The following is a 14,058-nucleotide window of genomic DNA, read 5'->3' as shown; positions in this document are numbered from 1 at the left end:
CACATGACGCAACAGGGAACCGACGTGAGCTGGGCGCTCCGCGATCTGGTGGAGTCCATCCCGGAGATCCGCTTCGCGCTCGTGGCTTCCAGTGACGGCAAGGCCATCACCTCCTTCGGAGCCGAAGACCCCGACGACGTGGACCGGTTCGCGGCCGTGGTGGCCGGCCTGCAGGCCCTGGCCCAGCCGGTCGCCGAGCAGTTCCCCAGGTACGCGGGGCAGCTGCGGCTGGCCATGATCGAGGTCGACGGGGGGCACCTCTTCGTCGTACGGGCCGGTGTGGAGACATATCTCGGGGTCCTGGCCCGCGAAGGCCTCGACCAGGGGCTGCTCGGACACCAGATGAGGGACCTGGCCCGGAGGATGGGCGAGCTCCTCGGCACCACTCCGCGCCTGGAGGAGCACTCTGGATGAGTGCTCCCCGCAGGCCCACGGACCCGTCCGGTCTCGAGCGCTACTACGTCCTCACCGGGGGGCGCAGCGGACCGGGCGGTTCGGCGTCGAGTCTCGACGTGGCGACCCTCATCGTCTCCCTGGCCGCCCCCGCACCGGGTATGCAGCACGAACACGAGGACATCCTCCGGCGCTGCCGCGATCCGCTGTCGGTGGCCGAACTCGGCGCCCATCTGGGACTGCCCTTCAACATTCTTGCGGTGCTGCTGGCGGATCTGCTCGAGGCAGGCCACGTCGAAGCCCGTGACCCCATCCCGGCGCACAGTGCCGGTCGCGGGCCCGACCTCGCGCTCCTTGAGGAGGTACTCAGTGGACTTGAACGGCTTTGATCACCCCGGCCGCCCGGCAGCCGGCGGCACCCGCTCGGTGAAGGTGATGATCGCCGGCGGCTTCGGCACCGGGAAGACCACCATGGTCCGCTCGGTCAGCGACATCAAGCCGCTGACCACCGAGGAGACGCTCACCCAGGCAAGTGCCGACGTCGACCATCTCATCGGCGTCGCCGACAAGACGGAGACCACCGTCAGCCTGGACTTCGGCAAGATCAGCCTCAACGACAGCCTGATGCTGTACCTGTTCGGCACCCCCGGCCAGGAGCGCTTCTGGTTCCTGTGGAACGGCCTGTTCAAGGGCGCGCTCGGCGCGGTCGTCCTGGTCGACACGCGGCGCCTGGCCTCCAGCTTCCGGGCCATCGAGGAGATGGAGCGGCAGAACGTCCCCTTCGTCGTCGCCCTGAACGTCTTCCCCGACTCCAAGGACTATCCGGTCGAGGAGATCCGCGACGCCCTCGACATCCCCGACAGCATCCCGGTCGTGGCCTGCGACGCCCGCGACCGTGCCTCCAGCCGTGACGTGCTCGTCACGTTGATACGCCACCTGAAGGACCGCTCCGCCGTCGCACTGGAGTCCCGATGAACGCCCAGAATTTAAACGGCCCCGACGCGCCCCGCGGGTGCCCCGTCGCGCACAGCGGGGCGGAACTCGCGCGGCTGTACGGCCCGGAAGCGGCCACTGACCCGCAGGCCATCTACGAGCGGCTGCGCAAGGAGCACGGCTCCGTCGCGCCGGTGCTGCTGGAGGGTGACGTTCCGGCCTGGCTGGTGCTGGGCTACCGGGAGAGCCGGCGGGTTCTCGACAATCCCAGCCAGTTCCCCCGGGACGCGCGGACCTGGCGGGACTGGCAGGAGGGACGGATCGCCGAGACCTCTGCGCTGATTCCGATGCTCGCCTGGCGTCCTGACTGCGTGTCCCAGGACGGCGAACCGCACCGGAGGCTGCGCGGCGCCGTCAAGGACGTGTTGCAGGCCGCCGTCGTCCGCGGTATCCGGCGCCACGCCACGCACTTCGCCAACAAGCAGATCGACGGGTTCGCGGCCGAGGGCCGCGCCGATCTGGTGGCGGACTACGCCGACTATGTGCCGATGCTCGTGATGAGCCGCGTTCTGGGTCTCGCCGAGGCGCAGGGGCGCCGGCTGGTCGAGTCCTGCGCCCAGGTGCTCAAGGGCGGCGAGGAAGCCGTGGTGCACGACGGCATGATCAGAGAGATCCTCGGTGAACTCGTCGAGCGCAGACGGCACGAACCCGGCTCCGACCTCGCCACCGATCTGCTGGAGCATCACGCGGCTCTCGACCACGAGGAGGTCGTCCACCACCTGCGCGTGGTGATGATCGCCGCGCAGGTCACGACCAACCTGCTGGCCCGGGTGCTGGGGCTGGTCCTGACCGACGCCTCCCGGCTCTCCGGGCTGATCGGCGGTCAGCTGAACATCTCGGCGGTGATGGAGGAGGCCATGTGGAACTCTCCGCCGCTGTCCGTGCTGCCGGGGCGCTTCGCCGCCGGGGACGTCGAACTGGGCGGGCATCGCATTGAGGGGGGCGACCTGCTCGTTCTCGGTCTCGCCCCCGGCAACTTCGACCCCGAGATCCGGCCCGACCCGCATGTCTCGGTGGCGGGCAACCAGGCGCACCTGGCGTTCGGTTCGGGCCCTCACGAGTGCCCCGGGCAGAGTATGGGGCAGTCCATGATCGAGATCGCGGTGGACGTCCTGTTGCACCGGCTGCCGGGCCTGCGGCTGGCAGTGGAGGCGGACGAGCTCACCTCGACCGCCTCCACCTGGGAGTCCCGGCTGGACAGACTGCCGGTCGAGTTCCCGGTGTGAGCGCGCTGCCGCCCGGTCGGTTTGCGGCCGGGCAGCAGCGTCGTCACACGGGGTCGGAGGTCGTCCCTCAGCCGTCGAGCCAGTCGCCTGTGACGCTCGTGGGACGGTGTCCGGTGGCGTTCCAGATGAAATGCGGGTGGGCGCAGCCGAACATGTAGGCCAGCAGTGCGGTGTCCTCCCTACCCGTCTGCGGGTCGAACATCGTGAAGAAGTACTCGCTCCCGACGACGCCGGCCTCCTCCTGGACCTCACGGGCGCGGTCCGGGGACGCTGCGGCCATGGATGCCTCAACGGCCGTGATGTAGGTGCGGCGCAGGATCTCCCATGTCCTGTCGATGTGGCCCTGCCAGGGGCCGTGCAGTGCCTCGAAGGCATGGAGCTCGGCGTCGAAGAGGGCCCAGGTCCGGGGGGACTGGACCCGGCAGCGTGCGGACAGCTCCGCGGCCCTGGGGCTCAGCGCCGGTGCGGTGGGCCGCGGGGCGATGGTGAGGTCGGTGCCGTGGGTGAGGATGCCGCTGCACGCGTTGGGCTGCAGGTCGCAGAGCGGGCAGTCCTCGGCCGGCGGGAGGCCCTGGGTGATGCCGTCGAACCACAGGGCGTGGCGGCCCGTGAGCCCCATCCAGACGATGGTGCTGGGCATCAGCCAGGTGTTCCACATCGAGGAGTGCGCCTCGGGCGTGCAGCCGTACTTGATGAGGGCGATGGTGCAGGCGGCGTAGAGGGCTTTGGTGTGGGTGGGTATGTCGGCCAGCCAGAAGTTGCTGATCTCGCCGGTGAGGGAATCGACGCGTACGTCGGCCATGTCGTCGATGACGCGGCACAGCAGCAGGGAGGCGAGGTGTTCTTCCTGCCAGAGTTCGGTGTCGGGTGAGACGTGCCAGAACAGGCAGTCCAGCATCTGCAGGACCGAGTAGGTGCTCTGGCTCAGCGGGTTGGTCTGAGGGAGCGTGACGCTGCCCGCGTGGTGCTGCTGTAGCCAGTACTCGTCGGCGGAACGCTTGTGGGCCGCGTAGAGCCCGCAGACCAGGGCGCGTGCGCTGTTGGTGCTGAAACTCTCGGCCAGGCGACCTTCGACGACCTGGGTCACCTGCGCGGTGTCGATGGTTTCGATCACACGCTTGTATTCGTGGAAGACGAGGATGTCGTCCTCGAAGCGGTCGCGGAAACCAAGGTCTCGTTCAAGGTCGTTCATCAACCGAACCACGGACCAGCCACCGGTGAGGACGCTGTCGAATTCCTCGCGGTACGGCCAGGTCTTGGTGGTGAGGGGACGACCGGCGCTCTGCCGCCAGCCGTAGTCGTCCAGCGTGCGCGCGGGTGGTGTGGGCAGCCGACGGCACAGCGGGCAGGCGCAGTCGGTGGTCTGCTCCTGTTCGCGCGGCGGGGTGAGGGCTCGGCTACGCCATGCCCCTTCCAGCATCGTGCAGGTCAGTCGGCAGAGCTCGATATCGGTGCCGACCTGGGGGAAGGCCGCTTCTATCACGCGCAGTCCGGCGTCGAGATGCCGCAACCTGGCCTGGCCCTCCTCGTCGGGAGGGAGGAACGCGGGCCGCGGCAGATGGATCGCTCCCGCCACGTGCAGCGTCGTACTGGGGCGGGGGGATATGAGTGCGTCCAGACGCTGCCGAGCGGCGTTCTGGCTGCTTCGGTTCTCCTCCGTGCTCCCCTTGATGCGTTTTTCCAGAAGGCGGGCCAGGGCGTTCGCCGCCTCGGCGGGCTGGAGCGGGGCGCTCGGCTGCGCCGGGATCAGGCTGTCGGCGGACGCCTGCGGAACAGTACCTGCGACTCGAGATTTCACACCGGTCTCCCATCAAGCTGTGGACATGACAAATGAACCGATCGGCCATGGTGGTCGGCCGTTCGTGTCCGAGAGTTTTCTGTGCCTTCCGCGACGGCCTGACAGGCCGCCTGTGCGGCCTGTCAGGAGAGGCGCAACCGCCGGATCCGGGGTGCGCGACAGCTTGGGGAAGGCCCGAGAATCCCCTGGTGTCTGCTGATGGGGGTGTCGAAGGGGAGGTCGAACGTGACGTCCTGAGGCATGCGCTTCCTTCCGGGAGACGGCGAGGCAGAGTCCCCCCGGCCCTGCGAACGGGTGGCCGAAATGGCCACCCGTGCCCTCGAACTGAGCTTCTATGGCCGAAAGTTGAACCGAGAAGCGTTACGAGGCTGCCCAGAGCGTAAATGATCTACGCGTGACCTCACCGTGATGTGCGTTACTGCTTATGCCTCATGAGCTGCGTACACTGCCTCCCCTCCCACATAGGTCCGCGCCACACTCGTCCGCGCGATCTCCTCGGCCGGCCCGTCGAACGGGTCGCGGTCCAGGACCACCAGATCGGCCAGGGCGCCGACCCGGATCCGGCCGGTGTCGTCGAGATGGTTCACATGAGCCGATCCCGCGGTGTACGCGGTCAACGCCTCGGCGAGACCGATGCGTTCACCGGGCAGGAACACCGGGGCGCCGTCGCCGTCGGGTGTCACACGGTTGACCGCGACATGGATCCCCTGGAGCGGGTCGGGGCTGCTGACAGGCCAGTCGCTGCCCGCCGCGAGCCGGGCCCCGGAGCGCAGCAGCGCACCGAACGGGTACTGCCACGCGGCCCGTTCGGCCCCCAGGAAGGGAATGGTCAGCTGGTCCATCTGCGGTTCGTGCGCGGCCCACAACGGCTGGATGTTCGCCGTCGCGTCGAGCCGGGCGAAGCGCGCCACGTCGTCGGGATGCACGACCTGAAGGTGCGCCAGATGCGGCCGGGTGTCGCTCGGTCCGTTCGCCGTGCGCGCCGCCTCGACGGCGTCCAGGGCGTCGCGTACGGCCCGGTCGCCCAGCGCGTGGAAGTGGCACTGGAAGCCCAGGGCATCCAACTCGGTCACGTACTTGGGAAGTCGGCCGCGGTCGATGAAGCTCTTGCCGCGATTGGCGGTGGCGCATCCGCACTTGTCCAGATAGGGGTCGAGCAGCGCGGCCGTGCCGTTCTCGGCGACCCCGTCCAGCATCAGCTTCACGGCGCCGGCCCGGAACCGGCCCTGGCTCAACGCGGCGCGTTTCTCGACGAGTTCGGGGATCTGCTCGGCCCCGCGCTCGCGGTCCCACCACAGCGCGCCCACCACACGCGCGGTCAGCGAACCGTCCCGCGCCGCTGCCAGATACGCCCCCGAGGGGTCGTCCATACCGAGGAAGTCCCCGACCAGCGCGTCCTGCCAGGCTGTGATGCCGAGCGCGTGCAGATGGCGCTGCGCGTGCAGCAGCGCCGCCAGCCGGTCGGCCGCGGTGGCCGGGGGAGTGAGCCGCCCGACGAGCTGCATCGCCCCCTCCTGGAGGGTGCCGCTCGGCTGGCCCGCCGCGTCCCGCTCGATGCGCCCGTCGGCCGGGTCCGGAGTGTCGCGGCCGATGCCCGCCAACTCCAGGGCGCGGCTGTTGACCCATGCGCCGTGATGGTCACGGTTGGGCAGATAGACCGGGCGGTCGGGGACGACGGCGTCCAGGAGCTGCTTCGTCGGCGTACCGCCCTCGAAGGCCTCCATGGACCAGCCGCCGCCGAGGATCCACTCCCGCCCGGGGTGCGCGTCGGCGTACGCGCGGACCGCGGCGAGCGTCTCGTGCGCCGTCCGGGCCCCGGTCAGATCGCACTGGCTCAGCTCCAGTCCGGCCGGGACCGGATGGACGTGCGCGTCCTGGAAGCCCGGCAGCAGCAACCGCCCGGCCAGGTCGACCACTTCGGTCCGCGGCCCGGCGAGATCGCGGACCTCGTCGTGTCCTACGGCGGTGATGCGGTCGCCGGTGACGGCCACGGCGGTGGCGGTACGGCCCTCGGGGGTGAGGACCGGGCCGCCGGTGAAGAGAAGGTCTGCGTGCATGTTCCGTTCCTGGTGGGGGTCAGTTGGGGGTGGCGAGCAGCTGCGGCGCCTCGGCGTCCGTGCCGTCGCCCGTGCGGAAGTACGGCGACCTGCGCACCCACTTGGCCCAGGCGGCGGCCACGAAACCAGACGTGATCATCGCCAGGGGAGTCAGGAGCAGGAACCAGCCGTTGTCCGCGCGGAGTTCCAGATGGTCGGTGGAGGAGTAGAAGGACCAGCCGAGGTAGCCGCCGAGTCCGAGCAGCGCCACGGCGCTCAGCGCGGGCAGCACGACCGCCCGTACGCCCTGGCGCCAGTCCTCGCGCAGCAGCGAGCGGAAGCGCGCGGCCGCCGCGAGGGCCGTGAGCGCGTACGAGAGGGCGACCACGATGCCCACCGCGCTCACCGTCGCCATGATCATGTCCGCGAGCCGCGGAATGACCAGGGCGAGGGCCGCGATCGCGGTGGCGAGCGCGCCGATCAGCAGCGTCCCGGCGGCCGGAGTCCCGTACCGGGAGCTGACCTTGGACCACACCGGCCCGAGCGTACGGTCCCGGCTCATCGCGAACATCGCCCGGGCCGTCGGAATCACACCGGCCTGCAGCGAGGCGACCGCCGAGAACATCAGCGCCACCAGAGGGAGCGCGGCCAGCGGCTGGGAGGCCAGCCGGTCCCCGAAGAACGCCAGTCCCTGGGCGCCGTGCCCGGCCAACTCGGGCTCGGACAGCACCCGTTGGAAAGCCACTGAACCGATCAGGAAGAGCGTCAGCATGGTGACCAGGGTGATGATCCCGGCGCGGGAGGCGTCGCGCGGGTCGCGCACCTCCTCGTTCACGCTGAACGCGGCCTCGAAGCCCCAGTAGCAGAACACCGACAGCAGCAGTCCCTGGGCGAGCGCCGAGGCCGACGGGATGGCGAACGGGTCGAACCAGCTCAGGCTGAAGGCGTGCGGCCCGTGGACGATGCCGTAACCGCAGAACCCGAGCAGGACGACGTACTCGAAGACCAGCAGCCCGGTCTGCAGCCGCGCCGCGGTCCGGATGCCGGTGACCGCGGTGAGCGTGACCGCGACCAGGACCACGATGCCGACCGCGGTTGTCTGCACCGTCGAACCCGGATCCAGGGCGAGCCCGGACAGCCGGTGCAGCCCGGCCTCCCCGGCGAGCTGGATCAGCGCCGACCCGGTCACCGCGGTGGTGTACGCGAGGAACGCCAGCGTGGCCACGATGTTCACCCAGCCGACCATGAAGCCCAGCCACGGGCTGAGCGAACGGCCCACCCAGACATAGCCGTTGCCCGCGTTCGGCTCCACCCGGTTCAGCCGGGAGAAGGCGCCCGCGATGCCGAGGACCGGCAGGAACGCCAGCAGCATGATCGCCGGGAGATGCAGGCCGACCACGCCGGCCGTGACACCCAGGCCGATCCCGATGCTGGTGGTGGCGGCCGTGCTGGACGCGGCGATGGCGATGCCGTCGAGCACGCCGAGGGACTTGCGCAGCGCGGGCCGCGCGGGTGGGGCTGCACCGAAGGGCTGGTCGGACATGGCCGGTCTCCGCTCGCACCTGGGGGCCTGGGCGGCCCCGGTGAACGCACATGAAACTGCCCGGGGACTTAACAGGTCAACGGTGTTGTCATAAGGTGCGGGCACCGGCCCCAGGAGGCAGCCCATGAGCGAGCGCGTCGTCCCGCCCACCGCCCGGCAGCGCAGACGGCCCACCAAGCAGGGCGTCGTCCTCTCCGAGGAACTGATCGTCGCCACGGCCCTCAGGCTGATCGAGGAACACGGTGCTGAGGCCCTCTCCGTCCGCCGCCTCGGCCGCGCCCTCGGCGCCGACCCGAGCTCGCTGTACCGCTACTTCCGGCACACCGACGACCTGATGCTCGCCATCGCCGACGAACTCATCGGCCGTACCCTGCGCAGCTGGCGGCCCACCGGCGACTGGCGCGCCGACCTGCGCGACCTCGGCCTGCGCATGCACGCGGGCGCCCTCGCCCATCCGCGGGCGGCCGTCCTGAGCTCGTACCGGGTGACCGGGCGGGCGCATGAGATCCAGGCCGTCGAGACCATCCTCGGCGTGCTGCGCGACGCCGGCTTCCCCGACCCGGACGCGGTGCGCATCTACCACGCCTTCGTCGACCAGTCGCTCGCCTTCGGGGCGCTCGACTCGGCGAGCACGGCGCTGCCGAAGGCCGCTCAGGAGGCGGCGGCGGGGGTGTGGCGGGCCACCTACGCACGACTGCCCGCCGACACGCACCCGCACATCGCCGCGACGGCCCGCCACCTCGTGGCCGACATGCCCCGCAGCTCCTATCCGGCCGCCCTGGACCTGCTGTTGAGCGCTGCGGCGGCACGGCTGGCGGAGATCCGGGCAGACCCCGGCGGGGCGGGCGAGCGGCCTGCCGCCGACTGAATCCGCCGGACCGGGATATCCGTGAGGTACAGGGCCGCGGGGCACGAAGTCCCGCGCCCCGGACCGTTCGGAGGAGACATGCCACTGGTGGAAGCGGGTTATCTGGTGCTCGACTGCCTCGAGCCCGAGAAGCTCGCCGTGTTCTACAAGGAGCTGCTGGCGGCCGAGGAGACGGACGCGACCGCCAACCGCGTGGAGATCAGGGGCGCCGACGGCACCCGGCTGGCCTTCCGCCGCGACGTGAACGCGACGCCGCCGAGCTGGCCGCGCCCCGAGAACTCCCTCCAGGTCCATCTGGACTTCATGGTGGAGGACCTGGACGCGGTGGAGCGCAAGGTGATCGAACTGGGCGGGCGCCCCCTGGACACCAAGGACGCGTCCGGCCCCTTCGAGGAACGCGGCTACGCGGACCCGGCAGGCCACTCCTTCACTCTGCGCCGCACCACACCGACGGCGCCCAAGCAGGGCTGAGACATTCAGGCTCCGGCCGGCGGATCAGCTCCGCTGCGGTTCCCCGCGCCCTGAAGGGGCGCGGGGCCATGTCGATGTGCGGCTCTGCCGCAGGGGCGCGGCCGGCTACGACGACGCCGCAGACGATCGACACCACATCGCCGCTCATGGCGCGGAGCGCCTAGTCCCGGCCGCCCTGGTCGTCGGCCGGCCAGACGCCGGTAGAGCGTTCGATGGCCTTCGCCCCGGTGCGGTCGACCGCACTGCGCACCACGGCGAACAGGGCGCCCTGGACCGCCGCGGCGAGCAGGATCTCTCCCCAGCCGCGGTCCCGGTCCAGGGCGTCCGGTGCGTCCTCCTCGTGCCGCAGCGCCATCCACGTCTTGCGGAAGGCGAGCGAGGCGATCGCCCCGCTGGCCCAGCCCAGGGCGAACCCCAGGGGTTTGTAGGCGAGCGGCAGCTTCAGCTTCCTCTTCTTTGTCTTCGCCACGTCTGTCTCCTTCGTCGGTCAGGGCCGGCCCGGCGCGGCGACCCGCTCACCCACCGGGACGGGCCCCGGCGGCGTCCCGTCACCGAACGGCCGGCCGCCCAGCTCCTCGCGGTGATGAGGCGTCAGCCACCCCGACAGGTCCGGCCCGAGGGGCACGATCCGGGTCGGGTTGATGCCGGTGTGCACCTGGTAGTAGTGCCGTTTGATGTGGTCGAAGTCGACGGTGTCACCGAAGCCGGGCGTCTGGTAGAGGTCGCGAGCGTACGCCCACAGGACCGGATTCTCCGTGAGCTTGAAACGGTTGCACTTGAAGTGGCCGTGGTAGACGGCGTCGAAACGGACCAGGGTGGTGAACAGCCGGATGTCCGCCTCGGTGATCGTGTCGCCGACCAGATAGCGCTGCCCGGCCAGCCGCGGCGTCAGCAGCTCCAGCCGCCGGAAGACACCGGCGCACGCGGCCTCGTACTCCTCCTGGTCCGTGGCGAAACCCGCCCGGTACACACCGTTGTTGACGTCCTCGTAGACGTCCGCCATCACCGAGTCGATCTCGTCGCGCAGGGCGTACGGGTACAGGTCGGGTGCCCCGTCGCGGTGCAGGGCCCGCCACTCGGTGGCCAGGTCCAGGGTGAGCTGCTGGTAGTCGTTGGTCACCAGCTTCCCGCTGGGTATGTCGACGATCGCGGGCACGCTCACGCCGCCCGGGTAGTCGGTCTCCCGCCGGTCGTAGGCCTCGCTGAGGAAGCGGATGCCGAGGACCGGGTCGCGGCCGTCCGGGTCCAGGCTGAACCGCCAGCTGCGGTCGTCCTGGATCGGGTCGGCGATGCCCAGGGACAGGGCGTCCTCGAGGCCGAGCAGCCGGCGCGAGATCAGCGCCCGGCTCGCCCACGGGCAGGCACGGCTGGCCACCAGCCGGTAACGGCCCGCCTCGACCGGCCACCCGTCCCGGCCGTCCGCCGTGATCCGGTCCGTGAAATGGCTCTTGGACCGCTTGAACGTCCTCTGCCCGTAGCTGCTGTTGCCCCCGCCGCCCATGATTCCTCCCTGTGTCGCGTGTCCCCTGAGGACCGGTTCCCCCTGTTCGATGACCGGGTTCCCCGCATTCCTTCGATTCCCCCCAATTTCGCCCGCCCGGTGTGAGCCGCCCTCAGAGGGGCAGTCGGCGGAGGTGAGCGGGACATCCTCGACATCCTCGGACGACAAGGCGGACCGCAGGACACGCGTCACCGTGCTGGTGGCGCTCGCCGCCAACCTTCTGATCGCGGCGGCCAAGGCCGCCGGCGGACTGCTGGCCGGATCACCGGCGCTGCTGTCGGAGGCGGCGCACTCGATGGCCGACAGTTTCAACGAGGTCTTTCTGCTGGCCGCGTTGCGCCGCAGCCGCCGACCGGCCGACAAACGGCACCCCTTCGGCTATGGCAAGGAGCGGTTCTTCTGGTCGCTCCTGGCAGCCGTCGGGATCTTCGTCATGGGCGGCTGCTTCTCCTTCTTCCAGGGCGCCGAGGCCCTCAAGAACGGCGCCGAGGAAAAACTGAGCGGCTATGTCGCGGGCCTGATCGTGCTGGGCGTCGCCTTCCTCGCCGAGGGCGTCTCACTGCTGCGGGCCCTGCACCAGGTGCGCCGCCAGGGCGGCACACAGGGCATGCGCGACCCGGCGCTGCGCACCGTGGTCGCCGAGGACGGCACCGCGGTGCTCGGCGTGACCCTTGCCGCCGCGGGCATGGCGCTGCACATGGTCACCGGGCAGGTGGTGTGGGAGGCGTCCGCCTCGTTCGCGATCGGCGCGCTGCTGGTCTTCGTCGCCTACCACCTGGGCCGCGAGGCCCGCGACCAGCTGATCGGGGAGTCCGCCGACCCTCGCACGGCGGCGCGCATCCAGTCCCTGCTTCAGGCGCAGCCCGAGATCGACAGCGTGGAGGCACTGTTCACGATGAAGACGGGCCTGGACACGGCCCTCGTGGCCGCCCGCGTCGACCTGGTGCCCGGCCTGGACAGCGAGCAGGTCGAGGAGGTCAGCATGCGGATCAAGCGGTCCGTCGCGAGGACCGTGCCCGAGGCCGCCGAGATCTTCCTCGACATCACCGACCGGCCGGCCCATGAGGCACGAGAAAGCCCCGCCGCGACGGGGGAACGCGGCGGGGCCTGACGCACGCGTGCCCGGCGGCACCCGGTTCATGCGTCCTCGAACGAAGATTTTTTCCGGCCGGGTTCGGCGGCCGGTGGGGAGGCCGGCGCATTGCCCGGTTCAGGGGCCGCCGAACCACCCGGCCGGGATCAGTGCCCTCCGTCGGTCGGCTCCAGCACGAACACCGGGATCTCCCGGTCCGTCTTCTTCTGGTAGTCGGCATACGGCGGATACGCCGCCACGGCACGCTCCCACCACTCGGCCTTCTCCGCGCCGGTGACCTCGCGGGCCGTCATGTCCTGCTTCGCCGGCCCGTCCTGGAGCTCCACACGGGGATCCGCCTTGAGGTTGTGGTACCAGACCGGGTGCTTGGGCGCTCCGCCCTGCGAGGCGACCAGGGCGTAGCGGCCCTCGTGCTCGACGCGCATCAGAGGCGTCTTGCGGAGCTTGCCGCTCTTCGCACCCCGGGTCGTGACCAGGACGACGGGCAGGCCGGTGTCGAGGAGCGTCGTCCCCTTCGTGCCGCCGGAGCTCTCGTACAGCTCCACCTGGTCGCGCACCCACTGCGCCGGGCTGGGTTCGTACTGGCCCTCAAGAGGCATGTCATCCGTCCCATCGTCGAGAACTGCGGCTGACTGGCACCGTCCTACAACACCGGTGCAGGCAGGATTCATCCATACCGCACTGCCCTCCGGCGTCGTGATCACGCCACCCGGCGGCGGATCCGTGGCCGGCCGGCGACGCAGCGGCTGCGGCCATGGCCGGATTGCGGAGGCGTCCACCGCCGCTTCGGCCCGATTCAGAAGCAGGAGCGAGCATCCCCGGCCAGAATGCCCGCGCCACCGATCTGGCCGAACTTCACGTCGTCCCATAGATGCCCCGGGCATCTAATGAAGATCTGCACGACGCACTCTTCGTCTGCGAGGTCTTCCATGACGGAAACGGAACCCGTCGCGTTCCCCCAGGACCGGACCTGCCCCTACCACCCGCCCACCGCCTACGACTCCCTGCGCGCCACCCGCCCGCTGAGCAGGATCACGCTCTACGACGGCCGTCCGGCCTGGCTCGTCACCGGGCACGCCCTCGCCCGTGAGCTGCTCTCCGACCAGCGCCTTTCGACCGACCGCACCCATCCCGACTTCCCGGCGCCCACCGAGCGGTTCGCCGCGGTGAAGAACCGGAGGGTCGCCCTCCTTGGCGTCGACGACCCGAAACACCGCACGCAGCGGCGGATGATGGTGCCCAGCTTCACCCTCCGGCGCGCTGTCGAACTGCGGCCGCGGATCCAGCGGATCGTCGGCGAGCGGCTGGACGCGATGATCGCGCAGGGGCCGCCCGCCGAGCTGGTGAACGCCTTCGCGCTGCCCGTGCCGTCGATGGTGATCTGCGCGCTGCTCGGCGTCCCCTATGCCGACCACGAGTTCTTCGAGGGGCAGTCGCGGCGGCTCCTGCGCGGCCCCACGGTCGACGACGTGCAGGACGCACGCGACCAACTGGACGCGTACTTCGAGGAGTTGATCGACAGCAAGCTGAAGCAGCCGGAGCCCGGCGAGGGAGTGCTGGACGAACTCGTCCACCAGCAGCTGCGCGAGGGAGTGCTGGACCGCCAGGAGGTCATCTCGTTCGCGACCATCCTGCTGGTCGCCGGCCACGAGACGACCGCCAACATGATCTCCCTGGGCACCTTCACCCTCCTCCAGCACCCGGAGCGCCTGGCCGAGTTGCGCGCCAACGCGGAGCTCGTGCCCGGTGCCGTCGAGGAGCTGATGCGCATGCTGTCGATCGCGGACGGCCTGCTGCGCAGGGCCACCGAGGACATCGAGGCCGGCGGCACGACGATCCGGGCGGGCGACGGCGTGGTGTTCGCCACCTCGGTCATCAACCGTGACGAGGACGTCTACCCCGCCCCCGACACCCTCGACTGGCACCGCTCCGCCCGCCACCACGTCGCGTTCGGCTTCGGTATCCACCAGTGCCTGGGCCAGAACCTGGCCCGGGCCGAGCTGGAGATCGCCCTGCACACCCTCTTCGAGCGGCTGCCCACGCTCCGCCTCGCAGCCCCCGCCGAAGAGATCCCCTTCAAGCCCGGCGACACGATCCAGGGGATGCTGGAACTCCCCGTGACCTGGTAAGAGGCTC

15 protein-coding genes are annotated in these 14,058 nt (G+C 70.4%); 8 read left to right on the top strand and 7 right to left on the bottom strand.

Annotated features, from left to right (window positions below; all coding sequences use genetic code 11):
- Positions 1–3: 3 nt before the first annotated feature.
- The 4 genes from ABT254_RS30845 to ABT254_RS30830 are packed head-to-tail and all read left to right on the top strand — an operon-like array spanning position 4 to position 2,612.
- A complete protein-coding gene (locus tag ABT254_RS30845) occupies positions 4–414 on the top strand; it encodes a roadblock/LC7 domain-containing protein (RefSeq protein WP_099933429.1) in 411 nt (136 codons plus the stop codon).
- Positions 411–782, top strand: coding sequence for a DUF742 domain-containing protein (locus ABT254_RS30840; RefSeq protein WP_351477084.1), 372 nt, complete (start codon positions 411–413; stop codon positions 780–782). The genes ABT254_RS30845 and ABT254_RS30840 overlap by 4 nt, the downstream gene beginning before the upstream one ends.
- Positions 763–1,368 (top strand): GTP-binding protein, encoded by a 606-nt coding sequence (locus ABT254_RS30835; protein ID WP_351477081.1) that lies wholly within the window; start codon positions 763–765, stop codon positions 1,366–1,368. Before ABT254_RS30840 ends, ABT254_RS30835 begins: the two co-directional genes overlap by 20 nt.
- Positions 1,365–2,612, top strand: coding sequence for a cytochrome P450 (locus ABT254_RS30830; RefSeq protein WP_351477078.1), 1,248 nt, complete (start codon positions 1,365–1,367; stop codon positions 2,610–2,612). Before ABT254_RS30835 ends, ABT254_RS30830 begins: the two co-directional genes overlap by 4 nt.
- A gap of 67 nt (positions 2,613–2,679) precedes the next feature.
- On the opposite strand, the gene ABT254_RS30825 is transcribed toward ABT254_RS30830, so the two are convergent.
- The 3 genes from ABT254_RS30825 to ABT254_RS30815 form a co-directional block, all read right to left on the bottom strand.
- A complete protein-coding gene (locus tag ABT254_RS30825) occupies positions 2,680–4,410 on the bottom strand; it encodes a hypothetical protein (protein WP_351477076.1) in 1,731 nt (576 codons plus the stop codon).
- A 422-nt stretch (positions 4,411–4,832) separates the two neighbouring features.
- Positions 4,833–6,467 (bottom strand): amidohydrolase, encoded by a 1,635-nt coding sequence (locus tag ABT254_RS30820; protein WP_351477073.1) that lies wholly within the window; start codon positions 6,465–6,467, stop codon positions 4,833–4,835.
- A 19-nt stretch (positions 6,468–6,486) separates the two neighbouring features.
- Positions 6,487–7,989 (bottom strand): APC family permease, encoded by a 1,503-nt coding sequence (locus tag ABT254_RS30815; protein ID WP_351477070.1) that lies wholly within the window; start codon positions 7,987–7,989, stop codon positions 6,487–6,489.
- A gap of 124 nt (positions 7,990–8,113) precedes the next feature.
- Between ABT254_RS30815 and ABT254_RS30810 the strand changes: the two genes are divergently transcribed.
- Both ABT254_RS30810 and ABT254_RS30805 read left to right on the top strand, forming a co-directional pair.
- Complete coding sequence (locus ABT254_RS30810) at positions 8,114–8,857, top strand: TetR/AcrR family transcriptional regulator (protein WP_351477067.1); 744 nt, start codon at positions 8,114–8,116, stop codon at positions 8,855–8,857.
- Positions 8,858–8,935: 78 nt separating this feature from the next.
- Positions 8,936–9,328 (top strand): VOC family protein, encoded by a 393-nt coding sequence (locus ABT254_RS30805; protein WP_344401306.1) that lies wholly within the window; start codon positions 8,936–8,938, stop codon positions 9,326–9,328.
- 160 nt (positions 9,329–9,488) lie between these two features.
- Here the strand turns inward: ABT254_RS30805 and ABT254_RS30800 are convergent, their stop codons facing one another.
- On the bottom strand, positions 9,489–9,797 hold the full coding sequence (locus ABT254_RS30800) for a DUF4235 domain-containing protein (RefSeq protein WP_351477064.1): 309 nt from the start codon (positions 9,795–9,797) through the stop codon (positions 9,489–9,491).
- Between the two features lie 18 nt (positions 9,798–9,815).
- Positions 9,816–10,829 (bottom strand): glutathione S-transferase family protein, encoded by a 1,014-nt coding sequence (locus ABT254_RS30795; RefSeq protein WP_351477061.1) that lies wholly within the window; start codon positions 10,827–10,829, stop codon positions 9,816–9,818.
- 133 nt (positions 10,830–10,962) lie between these two features.
- Here ABT254_RS30795 and ABT254_RS30790 point away from each other — a divergent pair, with 133 nt between their 5' ends.
- Positions 10,963–11,940: a cation diffusion facilitator family transporter gene (locus ABT254_RS30790; protein ID WP_351477058.1), complete on the top strand. Its 978-nt coding sequence runs from the start codon at positions 10,963–10,965 to the stop codon at positions 11,938–11,940.
- A gap of 128 nt (positions 11,941–12,068) precedes the next feature.
- On the opposite strand, the gene ABT254_RS30785 is transcribed toward ABT254_RS30790, so the two are convergent.
- Positions 12,069–12,521, bottom strand: coding sequence for a nitroreductase family deazaflavin-dependent oxidoreductase (locus ABT254_RS30785; RefSeq protein ID WP_351477055.1), 453 nt, complete (start codon positions 12,519–12,521; stop codon positions 12,069–12,071).
- A 197-nt stretch (positions 12,522–12,718) separates the two neighbouring features.
- Positions 12,719–12,853 (bottom strand): hypothetical protein, encoded by a 135-nt coding sequence (locus tag ABT254_RS30780; protein WP_351477052.1) that lies wholly within the window; start codon positions 12,851–12,853, stop codon positions 12,719–12,721.
- Here ABT254_RS30780 and ABT254_RS30775 point away from each other — a divergent pair.
- Positions 12,852–14,051 (top strand): cytochrome P450, encoded by a 1,200-nt coding sequence (locus tag ABT254_RS30775; RefSeq protein ID WP_351477049.1) that lies wholly within the window; start codon positions 12,852–12,854, stop codon positions 14,049–14,051. The genes ABT254_RS30780 and ABT254_RS30775 overlap by 2 nt on opposite strands.
- Positions 14,052–14,058 lie beyond the last annotated feature (7 nt).

The sequence above is a fragment of the Streptomyces sp. NPDC001137 genome, from assembly GCF_040298885.1.
In the GTDB taxonomy this organism is placed as follows: Bacteria; Actinomycetota; Actinomycetes; order Streptomycetales; family Streptomycetaceae; genus Streptomyces.
This window is presented reverse-complemented; position numbering and strand designations above follow the sequence as displayed.